This is a genomic window from Microbacterium sp. NPDC090014, from assembly GCF_044748285.1.
In the GTDB taxonomy this organism is placed as follows: domain Bacteria; phylum Actinomycetota; class Actinomycetes; order Actinomycetales; family Microbacteriaceae; genus Microbacterium.
In genome coordinates, this window is the sequence record NZ_JBIVFS010000002.1 from 270,671 (window position 1) to 283,699 (window position 13,029).

18 protein-coding genes are annotated in these 13,029 nt (G+C 69.2%); 6 read left to right on the plus strand and 12 right to left on the minus strand.

Translation table 11 applies throughout. The features are described from left to right. The first annotated feature begins 86 nt into the window (after positions 1–86). The gene (locus ACIPV5_RS14685) at positions 87–1,445 is read left to right on the plus strand and encodes a cytochrome P450 (protein ID WP_400341607.1); all 1,359 of its coding nucleotides are present in this window, start codon (positions 87–89) and stop codon (positions 1,443–1,445) included. An 89-nt stretch (positions 1,446–1,534) separates the two neighbouring features. Continuing rightward, positions 1,535–1,696, plus strand: a complete 162-nt coding sequence (locus ACIPV5_RS14690) for a hypothetical protein (RefSeq protein ID WP_285364633.1) — start codon at positions 1,535–1,537, stop codon at positions 1,694–1,696. A 115-nt stretch (positions 1,697–1,811) separates the two neighbouring features. Here the strand turns inward: ACIPV5_RS14690 and ACIPV5_RS14695 are convergent, their stop codons facing one another. Together ACIPV5_RS14695 and ACIPV5_RS14700 are read right to left on the minus strand one after the other, a co-directional pair. Beyond that, positions 1,812–2,792 carry a cation transporter gene (locus ACIPV5_RS14695; RefSeq protein ID WP_400341609.1) on the minus strand — a complete coding sequence of 327 codons (981 nt, stop codon included), beginning with the start codon at positions 2,790–2,792 and terminating at the stop codon, positions 1,812–1,814. Further along, positions 2,789–3,379: a hypothetical protein gene (locus ACIPV5_RS14700; RefSeq protein WP_320490499.1), complete on the minus strand. Its 591-nt coding sequence runs from the start codon at positions 3,377–3,379 to the stop codon at positions 2,789–2,791. The genes ACIPV5_RS14695 and ACIPV5_RS14700 overlap by 4 nt, the downstream gene beginning before the upstream one ends. 39 nt (positions 3,380–3,418) lie before the next feature. On the opposite strand from ACIPV5_RS14700, the gene ACIPV5_RS14705 reads away from it, so the two are divergent. Continuing rightward, on the plus strand, positions 3,419–4,702 hold the full coding sequence (locus ACIPV5_RS14705) for a hypothetical protein (protein WP_400341611.1): 1,284 nt from the start codon (positions 3,419–3,421) through the stop codon (positions 4,700–4,702). A gap of 350 nt (positions 4,703–5,052) precedes the next feature. Here the strand turns inward: ACIPV5_RS14705 and ACIPV5_RS14710 are convergent, their stop codons facing one another. The 7 genes from ACIPV5_RS14710 to ACIPV5_RS14740 all read right to left on the minus strand — a co-directional run bounded on the left by ACIPV5_RS14710 (position 5,053) and on the right by ACIPV5_RS14740 (position 10,710). After that, entirely contained in the window at positions 5,053–5,610 is a 558-nt protein-coding gene (locus tag ACIPV5_RS14710) for a hypothetical protein (RefSeq protein ID WP_400341613.1), read from the minus strand. Continuing rightward, positions 5,607–6,308 carry a hypothetical protein gene (locus ACIPV5_RS14715; protein WP_400341615.1) on the minus strand — a complete coding sequence of 234 codons (702 nt, stop codon included), beginning with the start codon at positions 6,306–6,308 and terminating at the stop codon, positions 5,607–5,609. The genes ACIPV5_RS14710 and ACIPV5_RS14715 overlap by 4 nt, the downstream gene beginning before the upstream one ends. A gap of 37 nt (positions 6,309–6,345) precedes the next feature. Further along, positions 6,346–7,128, minus strand: coding sequence for an endo alpha-1,4 polygalactosaminidase (locus tag ACIPV5_RS14720; RefSeq protein ID WP_400341617.1), 783 nt, complete (start codon positions 7,126–7,128; stop codon positions 6,346–6,348). 32 nt (positions 7,129–7,160) lie between these two features. After that, complete coding sequence (locus ACIPV5_RS14725; protein ID WP_400341619.1) at positions 7,161–7,856, minus strand: DUF899 family protein; 696 nt, start codon at positions 7,854–7,856, stop codon at positions 7,161–7,163. Between the two features lie 61 nt (positions 7,857–7,917). Then, a complete protein-coding gene (locus ACIPV5_RS14730) occupies positions 7,918–9,324 on the minus strand; it encodes an MFS transporter (protein WP_053097614.1) in 1,407 nt (468 codons plus the stop codon). 38 nt (positions 9,325–9,362) lie between these two features. After that, positions 9,363–10,433, minus strand: a complete 1,071-nt coding sequence (locus ACIPV5_RS14735) for a YbdK family carboxylate-amine ligase (protein WP_372984025.1) — start codon at positions 10,431–10,433, stop codon at positions 9,363–9,365. Positions 10,434–10,443: 10 nt separating this feature from the next. After that, a complete protein-coding gene (locus ACIPV5_RS14740; RefSeq protein ID WP_053097612.1) occupies positions 10,444–10,710 on the minus strand; it encodes a Rho termination factor N-terminal domain-containing protein in 267 nt (88 codons plus the stop codon). Between the two features lie 123 nt (positions 10,711–10,833). Here ACIPV5_RS14740 and ACIPV5_RS14745 point away from each other — a divergent pair, with 123 nt between their 5' ends. Next, on the plus strand, positions 10,834–10,998 hold the full coding sequence (locus tag ACIPV5_RS14745) for a hypothetical protein (RefSeq protein WP_167347464.1): 165 nt from the start codon (positions 10,834–10,836) through the stop codon (positions 10,996–10,998). Between the two features lie 48 nt (positions 10,999–11,046). On the opposite strand, the gene ACIPV5_RS14750 is transcribed toward ACIPV5_RS14745, so the two are convergent. Together ACIPV5_RS14750 and ACIPV5_RS14755 are read right to left on the minus strand one after the other, a co-directional pair. Beyond that, positions 11,047–11,253, minus strand: a complete 207-nt coding sequence (locus ACIPV5_RS14750) for a CsbD family protein (RefSeq protein ID WP_053097611.1) — start codon at positions 11,251–11,253, stop codon at positions 11,047–11,049. Between the two features lie 167 nt (positions 11,254–11,420). After that, the gene (locus tag ACIPV5_RS14755; protein WP_232224473.1) at positions 11,421–11,681 is read right to left on the minus strand and encodes a hypothetical protein; all 261 of its coding nucleotides are present in this window, start codon (positions 11,679–11,681) and stop codon (positions 11,421–11,423) included. On the opposite strand from ACIPV5_RS14755, the gene ACIPV5_RS14760 reads away from it, so the two are divergent. Next, positions 11,680–11,859 (plus strand): hypothetical protein, encoded by a 180-nt coding sequence (locus ACIPV5_RS14760; RefSeq protein WP_232224472.1) that lies wholly within the window; start codon positions 11,680–11,682, stop codon positions 11,857–11,859. The two genes, ACIPV5_RS14755 and ACIPV5_RS14760, sit on opposite strands and share 2 nt — an antisense overlap. A 24-nt stretch (positions 11,860–11,883) precedes the next feature. Here ACIPV5_RS14760 and ACIPV5_RS14765 read toward each other — a convergent pair whose 3' ends face one another. Beyond that, positions 11,884–12,231 carry a hypothetical protein gene (locus ACIPV5_RS14765; RefSeq protein WP_400341623.1) on the minus strand — a complete coding sequence of 116 codons (348 nt, stop codon included), beginning with the start codon at positions 12,229–12,231 and terminating at the stop codon, positions 11,884–11,886. 311 nt (positions 12,232–12,542) lie between these two features. On the opposite strand from ACIPV5_RS14765, the gene ACIPV5_RS14770 reads away from it, so the two are divergent. Beyond that, positions 12,543–13,028 (plus strand): FBP domain-containing protein, encoded by a 486-nt coding sequence (locus ACIPV5_RS14770; RefSeq protein WP_053097609.1) that lies wholly within the window; start codon positions 12,543–12,545, stop codon positions 13,026–13,028. The last annotated feature ends 1 nt before the right edge of the window (position 13,029 follow it).

A 13,029-nucleotide genomic window follows, 5' to 3' on the forward strand; every position in this document is an offset into this window, starting at 1 on the left:
CGCGAGGCACGAGTGAGGCACTAGCACAGAGGCCCCGCTCGCGCCTCCCCCTGGTTCGGCGACCACGTCTCTGCGAACGTCGCAGCATGGCACTCATCGACATCCCCGCGCGTGCGGCGCGAAAGCTCGGCGCACTGGCACAGGACGACGCTCCCACCCTGCTGACCCGCGGCTACGGGTTCGGGGCTCGGATCTGGCGACGGGTGCCGCCGGGTGCGAGATCGGCGCCGATGCGGCTGCTCGGCAGTGACGCGGTCTTCGTCAGGGGAGTGGAGGGGGTCGAGCTCTTCTACGACGAGACCCGCATCGCGCGCTCCGGAGCCATGCCCGCGATCGTGCAGGAGAGCCTGTTCGGGCACGGCTCCGTGCACAGCCTCGACGGCACAGCCCACCGGCACCGCAAAGCCGCCTTCGTCGGCGCCCTCTATGAGGACGAGCAGGTCGCACGACTCACGCCCTGGCTCGAGCGCGAATGGCAGAGCGAGCGCCGGGCGTGGCTCGACGGCGGCACCCGCAGCGCCTACGACGCGGCCGTCGGCGCGCTGGGCCGGGCGATCATGGGCTGGGCGGGTGTGCCGGGCACGCCGGCGGCCCAGACCCGATGGGCGGCGCGGCTCGCCCAGATCGTCGACGGCTTCGGCTCGCCGTACTCGCCGTTGTACATCGCCGCCCTGGCGAACCGGTGGTGGTCGGACCGTCATTCCGCTCGGCTCATCGAGGCGGTGCGACACGGCTCGCTGCGCGCCGAATCGGGCACGGCGCTCGAGGTGTGGGCGCATCACCGCGACGAGGACGGCGAGCTGCTCCCGGCGCGCGTCGCCGGTGTCGAGCTGCAGAACAGCATCCGTCCGATGATCGCAGTCGCCCGGTTCGTGGCCTTCGCCGCGAAGGAGCTGCACGAGCGTCCCGACTGGCGCGAGCGCATCGCCGCCGAGGCCGTCGAGCGCGGGTCGCTCGTCGGCGGACCGCTGTCGATCATGTTCGCGCAGGAGATCCGTCGCACCTCTCCCTTCGTGCCGATGCTTCCCGGTTGGGCCACCGCGGACATCGAGATCGACGGTCAGACGGTGGATGCCGGAGGACGCGTCGTCCTCGACCTGCAGGGTACCAACACGGACGACCGCTTCTGGGCGCGTCCCCAGCGGTTCGACCCCGAGCGCTTCCGCGACATCGAGGACTACGAAGCGCTCGCCGCATTCGTTCCTCATGGTGGCGCCGACGTCCCGACGGGGCACCGCTGCCCGGGCGAGAAGCTCGCGATCGCAGGGCTGGCCGCGGCGATCACGGTGCTCAGCGACCCCGACTTGCGGATCCTCGACGAAGGGCTCGACGTCGACCGGCGTCGGCTGCCCACCAAGCCGCGGTCCGGCGGAGCGGTGCGCTCGGCGGCATCCGTATCGGCATCGTCATCGGCACCCGCGTCCCGTGGGTGCCCCTTCCACTGAGTGGGTGAGCGCGTTCTGTCAAGGGGCGCGCATCGGCTGCTCCGCCCCGGCATGCTGACCGGACTGCGCACACCGACGAAGGGAGCACCATGTCAGACATCGAATCCACCCCCGACGGCGGGCGATCCGAGGCGGACGAGACGCCGATGATCCCCGACGAGCTCGCGCCGCGTCAGCAGTCCGAGGACCCGGTCCCGAACGATCCGGACGCCGCGGGCTCGGAGGACGGCGACGACGAGGACGACCTCTGACGCCTGCCGAGAGCGGCCGGTCGCCCCGAGCGACCGGCTACGGCGCCCGCCGCACGGACTCCCCCTAACTGGTGCGGTGGGCGTCCTGCCGTCCGGGGTCTCGCTCCGAGCGCGGTCAGTCGCGGCCCGAGGTGTCGACGCCCTGGGGGAGCTCCTCCACCGGCACGACGACCACATCCTGCACCTTCCAGTCGAGGTCGGTGATGCGTGCCGCGAGGTCGGTGACGTCGCCCATCGACACCTTTCCGCGATGCGGGACGACGAACGCCTCGATGTGGAAGACCTGCCCCTGATCCCGCATCCGCACTCCCGCCTGCGCGACCCAGGGGCGGGAGCGCATGGTCGAGATCACGTCACCGGCGAGCGGATGCGGGTGCTTGCTGTCGTACGTCCTGGCGCGCTGGTCCATGAGATCGATCACGGCGGTCTTGGTGTTGCGCCAGCCGTCCCACACGATCCCGAGCGAGATCACGAGAGCCGCAGCGCCGTCGAGCCACCACACGCCGGCACCCACACCGAGCACGCCGACGATCGAGGCGACCGTGGTCTGCCAGTCGGCCTTGGCCATGTCGGCGTCGGCGAAGAGCAGCTTGTTGTGAAGCACGGGCGCGAGCTTCGCCTTCGCCGGTCCGTAGAAGAACACCGGGCCGACGATGACCACGGCCATCACGGCGACCATCAGCCAGCCGAGCCAGATCGTCTGCCCGAACAGCTGCACCGTGCCGATGGTCGGGTGCTCGCGGGCGATGAGCCCGGTCACCGCTTCGACCGCCAGATTGAGTCCGACCGCCAGCAGGGCGACGCCCGCCACGAGGTGTCCGATTCCCATCACGCGGTGCAGGCCGTAGGGATGCTTGACCGAGGGGCGCTTGCGGATGAAGATCAGCGCGACGAGGAAGGCGATCTGCGGGATCAGCGACAGCATGTCCTCGATCCACGCGGTGCGCATCGCCTGCGAGTTGCCGACGACAAGGGCGATCACCGCGATCGTCACCGACGTGTAGGCGATGGTGAACCATTCCCACCCGATCGCTCGGCGCAGCGCTGCGCGCTGCTCGTCCGGCAGCTCGGTGCGGCCGATCCGCTGCACGGTCATCGCGACCCCACCGCCTCGTCGAGGTGACGTTCGAGAGCGCTGAGGAACGCGTTCTCGCCGAGTGGCACGAGCATCACGATCTCGCGACCGTCGGCTCCGTCGATCTCGGGATAGCCGCGGGTGACCCCGGCCTTGTCGATCCAGGGGGTGTCAGAGGTGAAGCCGCCCGCCACGAGGTCGAGGTCGCCGCGCTCGAGCATCCCGACCAGCGTCTCCTCCGACCCGTAGGTCCAGTCGATGTCGGCGTCGATGCTGTCGGCGAAGCCTGTCACGAGGTCGGCGATGCTTCCTGTGGGGGTGTCCCGATCAGTGTCGACCAGCCCGGGATCGGCCGAGACGCCGACCCTCAGGTCAGCGCCGGTCGCCGACGCGAGAGTGCCGTCCGGGTCGGCCGGGATGGTCAGGCCGCAGCCCGAGAGTGCGGCGGCGAGCAACAGCGCCACTGCGGCCGAGACCGCGCGGCGGGGAGTCCACGTCGATGCGTTCACGACGCCATGGTGCCCCCGCAGGGCGGCGGTGAGAACCGGGTTGACGCCCGATGTGGCGCGAAGTATGCCGCTGGCGTGAGCGGGGGTCGGTGTCCTCATGCCGCTCGACGACGGTGATCCACCGGTACGGTAGGGCACATGTCACAGGCCCTCCGCACGTTCGGGCGCATCCTCGCCCGACACTGGCCTGCGCTCATGGCCTGGTATCTCGGGGGCGAGGCGCTGCATCGCGTACTGATCGAGCTCGCCGGCTTCGTCGGCGGTCACACCACGCTCGGGGGCCTGCTGCTGCTGCCGCTGGCGGTCGCCGCCCGACTCGTCGCGTACGTCGCGATGTATCTCACTGTGCGCCCCTCCTTGCCGCACAGCCGGAGGGAGGATGCCGGCGGCCTCCGCGAGTTCGCCTCCGCGACTCTCGCCGCGATCCTGCCGTTCTTCGCCTTCTACACCGCGTGGGGTCTGCTCGATGCCGACCAGATCGAGTTCTTCCAGATCGCGAGCGCGATCGCGCTGGCCGATTCCGGGTACGACCTCGTCCAGATGGGCGATCGCGGTGGTGTCATCGCGGTCGGCGTGCTGCCGGTGACGGTGCTCGTGATCGCGTTGATCGCACGACTGCTCTTCACGCGCTTCGCCGACCGGCTGCCGCGGTGGACGATCATCCTGGCCACCTATGCCGAGGTGCTGTGGACCTTCATGCTCTTCACACTCGTCGCACGGTGGTGGGTCAGCGTCCTGGACTGGTTCGGTGAACGAGAGGCGGCCGGGTGGCTGCAGAGCCTCGGCGACTGGTTCTCGGTGAACATCGAACCCATCGCCGCCGTATGGGAAGGGGCGACCTGGCTGGCCGGAATCCTCGTCGCCGCACTCCTCGTCCCCGCGGCCTGGCTCACGGTCGCCGGTGTGATCTTCGGCACGACCTTCGACTCGACTCCGCCGTTCGCACGCTTCGGCGGGGGAGCGGCGCGAGGGGCGGCCCTGAGCATCGCGCGCACGCTGGTGATGCGACTCGAAGGCCTCTGGGCTGCCGTCGCGGTGATCTGGCGTGGCGGGCCGTTGCTCTTCGGCGTCTACGCACTGGCCTACGCCGCGTGGGGCTTCGCCGAGCAGGCGGGCACCCGGGGAGTCCTGCTGCTGATCGGGGGCCACGAATCGTCGTTCTGGGCGGGGTTCTTCCCGCTCGTCACCGTCGCCATCGGTGCCGTCGCCGAACCGCTCAGGGTGGCGATCGTCGCCACGGCCTATGACGCCGTCATCGGCCGGCCCCGGTCTGGCCTCGACACCCGCCCGTCAGGGCTCGATACGGAAGCGGGCGAGGTCGTCGTCACTGCCCTCGATATCGAGCAGGAACGGGCCATCGGCGTCGTCGGGAAGCAGGAAGGTCAGCAGGATGCGGTACGACGCCGGCTCGGCGATGCATGAGCTCTCGCCCTCGTCGTAGGGCACATCGAGGTCTGCGCGAGAGCTGAGCCAGGTGCGATCGGCGTCGATCTCTGTGAGCGTCGTCTGTCCGCAGAGCGATGCCGCGGATTCGCCGCTCGACGACAGTCGGACGCTGAGGGTGCGGGTCCCCGCAGGCGCCTCGAACTCCGCCCATTCCGTGGGCCCGAGCGTGAGGGTCTGTCCGGCGATGTCGACCGTCGTGTCGGCGTCGATCACCCGATCCGTCGGCCGGATGCTCGGCGCGATGTCGAGCCATGCCGTGGCGCTGACCATCGCGACGGCCGCGATCGACAACGCGATCAGCCCGGTCCGCTGCGTCCGCCACCAGCTCATGGGATCCGCAGTTCGGGGTCATCGAGCTCGAGACTCGGCGTGCGAGGAAGGTCGTCCAGTTCGACCGCGATCGCGATCACGTCGTCGAGCTCGGCGGTGAAGTACGAGGAGATGAGACGCAGGTCCGCCTGCCCCGATGTCAGATCCGCTGGCAGCTCGAAGGCCAGCGTTCCGACCGTGTCGATGCCGAGTCGCAGCGGGGTCGACGTCAGCGTCGCGTCGGGTCGCTCGCTGGCCTGGAACACGCGATCGTCGATCGTCAGCGTCGCGAGCTGGATGGCGGCATCCACCTCCGTGCGGGGCGCCGAGGCGATCACCGTCACGACGAGCCAGTTCCCCTCCGCGCTCCAGTCGCCACCGGACACCGCCACCTGGTCCGCGAACGTCGCGTCCGTCGCTGCCGCGATCAGAGTGCGGGATTCGACGGGGTCGCCGAAGGCGCCACGCACGACGGTCGGACCGATGACGTCGTCATCGGTCGGTGTGACGGCGGTCAGCACGCCGGCCGCGACCACCAGCGCAGCGCCGACCAGCCAGGGGGTCGCGCGTCTCATCGTGTCTCCTGGGCGGTGACCGAGATGCGTGCGCTGAGGGCGGCAGGGCGCCACGTGACCGCTCGTGAGGAGAGGATCACCGCTCCACGCTGGATCTGCACCTCGTGCACGTCGAGCGCGACAGAACCGTCGAGGAATGCGTCCTCGGGTATGGTCCAGGCGAAGGTCACCTGGCTGGGGACGCCCGGCTGCAGGATGACCTGGCCGGATGACCCGTCCGCTCGCCAGACCGCCACCGAGTCACTCGCGGGGACGCCTGCGAGGTCGAGAAGCGGACGGCCGGTGTTGACGAACCCGGTGCTTATGCGGTCGACGGTGGTGCCGACTCCGATCGGAGCATCCGAGAGATTCTCCATGCGCGTGCTCATCACGAGCAGCTTCTCGCCGGGCTCCGCCTCGAGATACTCCGACTCGACCTCGGTGGCGAACTCGGCGTCGAGCACGGTGATCGCGTACTGCGAGGTGCGCACTTCCTCATCCGCGCCGAGCAGCGTCGGCGAAGCCTCTGCACGGGCGAACCCGCCCATCGCCGCGACGACGATGGCCACGGCGGCGACCGCGACTGCGGCGAACCAGATCCATCGGGGCAGCTCGGCGATCCCGCGCTTCCACCGGGAGGCAGCGTGCCGCACGACCTGCGCGGGCGCCGGGCGCGAGGCCGCAGGCGTGGCGCCACCGTGATCCCCCGTCATGCTCACGGGGCCAGCATATCGATGTGCATTGCTGAGGCGACGGTCAGCGATCGCAGGTCTCGAACACGTACCCGTCGTCCGACGGCGTGACGAGGTCGCGGTCTCGCAGCACCATCGACGAGGGGGCGTCGTCGTCGGCGCACATCTCGTCGAACGACCGCGGCAGCTCGTCGGAGTACTCGATGTCGATCACGGCGTCTCTGTAGACGTCGGTGAACGCCCCGCACTCGTCGAAGACGCTGCACTCCTCGACGACGGCGAAGTCGAATCCCGCGCGCTCGCGCAGCACCGGTGCGTCTTCGGCGGCGTTCTTCTGCCCGGCCGCGAGTCCGGAGTCGTGGGCGACGTCGACAAGCAGCGCCGCGAGGGCGAGGTTGTCGTCGAGAGTGAGCGCGTCGTCCGAGCGGGTGTACGAGTCGAGGTTGTCGAACTCGACCGCGTCGAATCCCGACTCGGCGCACCCCTCGATCCACGGTCCGACGATCTCGGCGATGCGCTCGCGGCGCTCGTCCGTCGACGTGTCGAGCAGAGCCTCATCGGGCCAATCGGGGTCGAACACCGGCTCGCCGTCGCTCTGCAGCACGAGGTCGTCGGGCCAGGTGTCGAGCTCGCCCGGCTGGGTCTGGAATCCGTTCACGTAGCAGACCGAGTACAGCCCGTCGGCGGGCTCATCCGAGCGGTCCCGGCCGACGATGCCGACTCCGTCGGCGGGGTCGTAGCCGCCGCCGAGCTGATAGTCGGGGGTCGCCCCCGCGGGGGGAAGGGCGAACTGCGCCGGAGGGTCGGAGATGGTCGTGACGCACCCTGTGAGCGTGAGGACCAGCACGGCGATGGCGGCGACCGCGACCGTCGCGCGCCTCAGCTGCCGGCCCCGTACAGTGCGGCGATCTCTTTCGAACCCATCCCTTGAGAATACGTCTCATGCTGGGGCCAGCCGGCGGGGGAGTCCTCCCACTCCTCCTGTCGGCCGAAGGGCAGCAGATCGACGAGACCCTGCAGCTGGCTCATGCGCTCGGTGCCACGGCCGTTCGTGTGCCACGTGCGATAGACCGTGTCGCCGTCGCGGAGCAGCACGTTCACGCCGAAGCCCTCGTTCGGCCCGGCGTCCATGTCGGCACCGAAGGTGCTGTCGGCGCTCGAATACCAGGTCATGCGGTTGCCCACCATGTCGCGGTAGGCCAGTGCCTCATCGATCGGTCCGTTCGTCACGATCACGAAGCGGGCGTCGTAGTAGCGCTCGAGGAAGTCGAGGCGGGTGAACTGCGACGTGAAGCCGGTGCAGCCGGGGCATTGCCACTCATTGCCGTCGGTCCACATGTGGTTGTAGACGATGAGCTGGCGGTGCTCGCCGAAGATCTCGGGCAGCCGCACCGGCCCGTCTTCGCCGACGAGCGTGTAGTCGGGCAGCTCGACCATCGGCAGTCGTCGTCGTTGCGCCGCGATCGCATCCAGTTCTCGCGTCGCCGCCTTCTCACGCACGCGCAGTGCGTCGAGCTCGCGACGCCACGTGTCGACGTCGACGACGGGCGGAAGGGGCGTCTGGGGCGTGCTCACGGTGGACCTCCGGGTGCTCGGTAGGACGATGCCCCCAGTGTGCGCCCGACCACCGACATCGTCAACCGATCGGCGAGGGCGCCCCGTCGACGGCCGGAGCCTCGGCCTCCTCGGCCGGATTGCGGCGGATGCCGATCCACGACACCACACCGCCGAGCACGAGCAGCGCGGCGGTGACCCAGGCCGCGTTGTGGAAGCCCGCGAGATCGAGCGTGCCGCCGATGATGGTCGACAGCATCGCGACGACGAGCAGCCCGGCGACGCGGGAGACCGCGTTGTTGACCGCGGAGGCGATGCCCGAGCGGGATTCGTCGATGGCGCCGAGGATCGCCGAGGTGAGCGGAGCCACGGTGAGCGAGAGCCCGAGGCCGAGCACGATCATCGCCGGCAAGACCTGCCACCAATAGTCGAAGTCCTCGCGGACGAGCAGCAGCATCAGCGCGCCGACCGCCATGATGAGCGGACCGACGGTCATGAAGATGCGGGGCCCGAAACGACCGGCCCAGGATCCGGCGCGCGAGCTGACGAGGATCATCAGGATCGTCATCGGCAGGCTCGCGAGGCCGGCCGCCGTGGCACTGAGACCTGCGCCCTGCTGCAGGTAGACGCCGACGACGAAGCCGTTGAGCGACAGTGCGGCGTAGACGAAGAGGGTGGCGAGGTTGCCCCAGGCGAAGTCGCGCACCCGGAACAGCGACAGCGGCATCAGCGGCGAGGCCGAGCGCTGCTGGCGCACGAGGAACCAGGCGAACAGCGCCGCTCCGGCGATGCCGGGCATCCAGATCGCGGGGGACTGCCACCCGAGGTTCGGCTGCTCGATCAGCGCGAAGACCACAGCGCCCAGACCGATCGCGCACAGCGCCCCGCTGAGCCAGTCGACCCGCACACCGCTGGGGTGCTCCTTCAGCTTCAGGCGCGAGAGCAGCACGAGCGTGACGGCGATCGGCACCACGTTGATGAGGAAGACGAATCTCCACGAGAGGAAGTCGACGAAGAGCCCGCCCAGCAGGGGGCCGACCAGCTGGGCCGCCGTCGTGAACGCGGTCCAGACGCCGATCGCCCGCGACTGCACGTCGGCGCGCATGGTCGCCGTGATCAGCGCGAGCGAGCTGGGCACGAGCAGCGCACCCGCGGCGCCCTGCGCCGCGCGCGCGATGATCAGGATGAGGGGATCGGGTGCGGCGGCCACCGCGACCGATGCCACGCCGAAGGCGATCAGACCGATGCGCATGACGAGCACCCGGCCGTAGGCGTCCGACAGCGACCCCGCGAGCAGGATCAGCGCGCTGAGGGTGATGAGGTACGCGTCGACCACCCACTGCTGAGTGGTGATGCCGCCGCCGAGCTCTCGGCTGATCGCGGGCAGGGCGACGGTCACCACGGTGCCGTCGAGGAAGGTCACGAAGGACGCGAGGACGGCGACGGATATCACGAGCCGCTGCAGCGGCGCGAAGCGAGAGGATGCCACACGGCGACACTACTGCCGCCGGGAGACCTCCGGGGCGGTCAGCGGGTCGCGGTGCTCGTCCGATACAGCTCGCGGAGTCCGGCGGCGCCGTCATCCGCGTAGGCGCGGTGCTGGCGCTGGGCGCCGGTGCCCTCGGATCGGAGGCGGGCGAGGCCGTCGACCACGAAATCGTCGTCGCCGAGCTGGGCGAGCGCCGGGCGCAGCCGTTCGAGCAGCCGGTCGGCGATCGTCCAGGCCGGTTCGATCGATCCGTCCACCGGGTCGACGAGGCGAGCATCCGTGCCGTATCTGGCCGCGGTCCACAGCGAGGCGTCGATCGCGTCGAGGCTCAGACCGTGACAGTCGTCGAGGGCGTCGCTCACCAGCAGCGCGCGAGTCAGGGCCACGGCGAGCAGAGTGTCGTCGACCGTCAGCTGCGCATCGAAGACGCGCACCTCGACGGTGGGGAACCTCTCGGACAGGCGGACGGTCCATGACAGCGAGCTGGCTTCGGCGATGGCCCCCATCGAGACCAGCTGATCGACGTGCGAGCGGTAGTCGCTCAGATCGTGGAAGAGAGGAGGACTCCACGAGGCAGGAAGTCGACGGATCAGGATGCTGCGCCAACTCGCGTAGCCCGAATCCCGCCCGTGCGCGAACGGCGCATTGCCGGTGATGGCGAGCAACGGAGGCAGCCAGGCCCGCACGCGGTTGACCACGCGGACGCGCTCCTCCTCGTCCGGCACCTCGACGTGGATGTGCAGGCCGTTGACCTCGTGCTCACGCGTGATCTCGACGAGCTGGGCGGACACCGCGTCGTAGTGGGGCGACGACGAGACCACGAGGCGGTTGGGCGAGATGAAGGGGGTGCCGGAGGCGGCCACGATCGATCCCTGCTCCGCAGCGACCTCGCCGAGAATCCCTCTCGTGCGACGCAGCTGCCCCTCGGCATCCGCTCGCGTGACGCACGGCTCGGTCGCCGACTCGAGCTGGCAGGTCAGATACTCAGGGGTGAGACCGGAGCCCGCCGCGTCGAGGATGCGCTCGCGCGTCTCGGGAGTCATGGCCGACGGCACGAGTGTCTGTTCGTCGAGGAGGACGAACTCCTCCTCGACACCGAACCGGGCCACAGACGCGGACCTAATGATCGCGCAGCGCCGAGATGAGCTCGGCCTTGCGCTTGCCGCTGTAACCGGTGAGGCCGATCTCCTTGGCGCGCTTGCGCAGTTCGTCGACGGTCCAGTCCTCGTAGTCGCCGTGCTCGCCGCCTCGGCGCCCGACCGTGCTGCGGCCGTCTCTGGCTGCGGCGTTCGAGATCCTGGCGGCCTTCTCCTTCGAGGCGCCGTCATCGCGGAGCTCTTCGTACAGCTCCGGATCCTTCAGTGAGTTGTTCCTGCGTCCTGGCATGTCGTCTGCTCCTCTCGCACGGCGGGAAGCCCCGCGTCAAGGCCCTCCGGTGACAGGCCCCGGGGGTCTAGGTTGAGTGACCGATGGGCGCACTCCCCCGCGCCCCCAAGAAGGGAAAGACCGATGAACATCCTGCTGATCATCATCATCGTGGTCGCCATCATCCTGGCGATCACCGGCGGGCTCGTGCAGTCCCTGCAGTTCCTCCTGTGGGTCGGCCTGGTGCTGCTGGCCATCGCGGTCATCGCCTGGTTGATCCGAGCGATCTCCGGCAGCCGCACCCGCTGATCCACGCAGTGAGGCCCGCTTCGGCGGGCCTCACTCCGTTTCAGGGGATCAGTCCCGGGAAGCGTCCCGCAGACCGTCGCCGACGTTGTGTGCGGCGTCCTTGACGTTCTCTCCGGCCTGCTTGACCGAAGCCTTCGTCTGGTCGGCGCGACCCTCGGCTTCGAGGCTCTCGTTGTCGGTCGCCTTTCCGACGCCCTCCTTGATCTTTCCGCCGGCCTTCTCGGCTGCGTTCTTGATGTCGTCTGCTCCACTCATGGCGCGATTCCTTTCATCAGTCGATCAATGGATGTCCACCGTCGCACGGACCGAGAATCCTGCACACGGGATTGACAACCGCGGTCGGGCGTGACAGCGCCACCTCCCCGTCGACGCGGACGTCGGCGACGACTAGCCTGGCCCCAGGCGGGTGGTCCTGCCCGCTCTCACCTCGGCTGCGGTCGACGAAGGAAGCGGTAGAACATGGACTCGATGATGATGGGCGCCATGCGCTCGAACATGATGTCGATGCCCGACATGGCGACCATGGACATGTCGGTCATGCAGGCCTGCATGGACGCGTGCTCGGCCTGTGAGCAGGCGTGCACGGTGTGCTCGACGCAGATGATGGACTGCTCACCGGCATGCATGAACTGCGCGGACATGTGCAACACCATGATGCGGTCGATGATGCGGATGCAGGGCATGACCCCTGCGTCGATGATGGCGATGCTCGACGCCTGCATCGCGATGTGTCAGACGTGCATGGACGAGTGCATGGCGCACGCCGACCACAGCGAGGTGTGCAAGATGTGCGCTCAGACCTGCAAGGACTGCATGGACGCGTGCATGGCCGTCAAGGACATGATGATGGCGACCGCCTGAGCGGCAGCGAGGCGCACGGCGCCCTCAGGAGAGCGCGACGTTGAACTGCGTGCGACCGACGGCCAGCACGCCGTAGCGCACGTGCAGCGCGATCGGCGTGCCCGCAGGAGCCTCGAGCGCTGCGCCGCCGCTGTTCCACAGTGCGTGAGTCGCCCCGTCGAGGGTGCGCACGGTCAGCTCGCCGGTCGCCGCATCGGCGTGCTCGACGATCGCGTCGGCCCACTCGGTCGGGGTCGCCGATGCGATGCGCGCCTGGATCAGGTGCAGCGCGTGACCCGCCTGGAACGAGGAGCACGCGAAGCCGTGGTGGCACATGCACGCAGAACGCTCACGCACCGAGAGGGGCGAAAGGCGGTTCAGCGGCGTGGACACGATGGTCTCCTTCATGAGCGGACGTTCCGGCAAGAGTAGGTCGGCCGTGGCATCGAGGAAACCCGAGCCGACATGCTCCGAAACAAACGGGCGTAGACTCTCGGGGTGCTGTTGTCGAAGAGCGCTCTCCGGATTCCGGATCGAGCGCGGAATGGAGTCGTGGGCGCGTTCAGCGCCACGGACAGAGGCTGACGATCGGCCGGAGGCGGAACATCCCGTCCCCGGAACCACGTCGTACCCGGCGTCCGTGCGGATGCCGTCCTCCATTCCTCTTCCGCCGCCCGCTGCGGCCCACACGAAAGCACCGACCCATGCGTCCCATCGACGAGCGCACCCTGCGCGCCTCCTTCATCAACGCCTCCCGCAAGGAGGTCTCCGATCTCACCCTGCCCGCCGGCTTCGCCGACCTCGACGTCGAGAAGCTCGACTACCTCGGCTGGGTCGACCCCAAGCTCCCTCGACGTTCCTATGTCGTCGCCTGGGTCGATGACGTCCTCACCGGCGTGATCCTGCAGCGCGCCGAGCAGCGCGTCACGGCCAGAGCCCAGTGTTCCTGGTGCGAGGACGTCACCCTGCGCAACGACGTGCAGCTGTACGTCGCCCGCAAGGCGGGTCCGGCCGGCCGCAAGGGCGACAGCATCGGCACTCTCGTCTGCGCGGAGTTCGGATGCTCGCAGAACGTGCGCGTGCTGCCGCCGCTCGCGTACGAGGGCTACGACCGCGAGCTCGCCCGCGAGATGCGCATCCTGAAGCTCCAGGAGCACGTGAGCGCGTTCATCGCGGGTGTGAAGGGCTGAC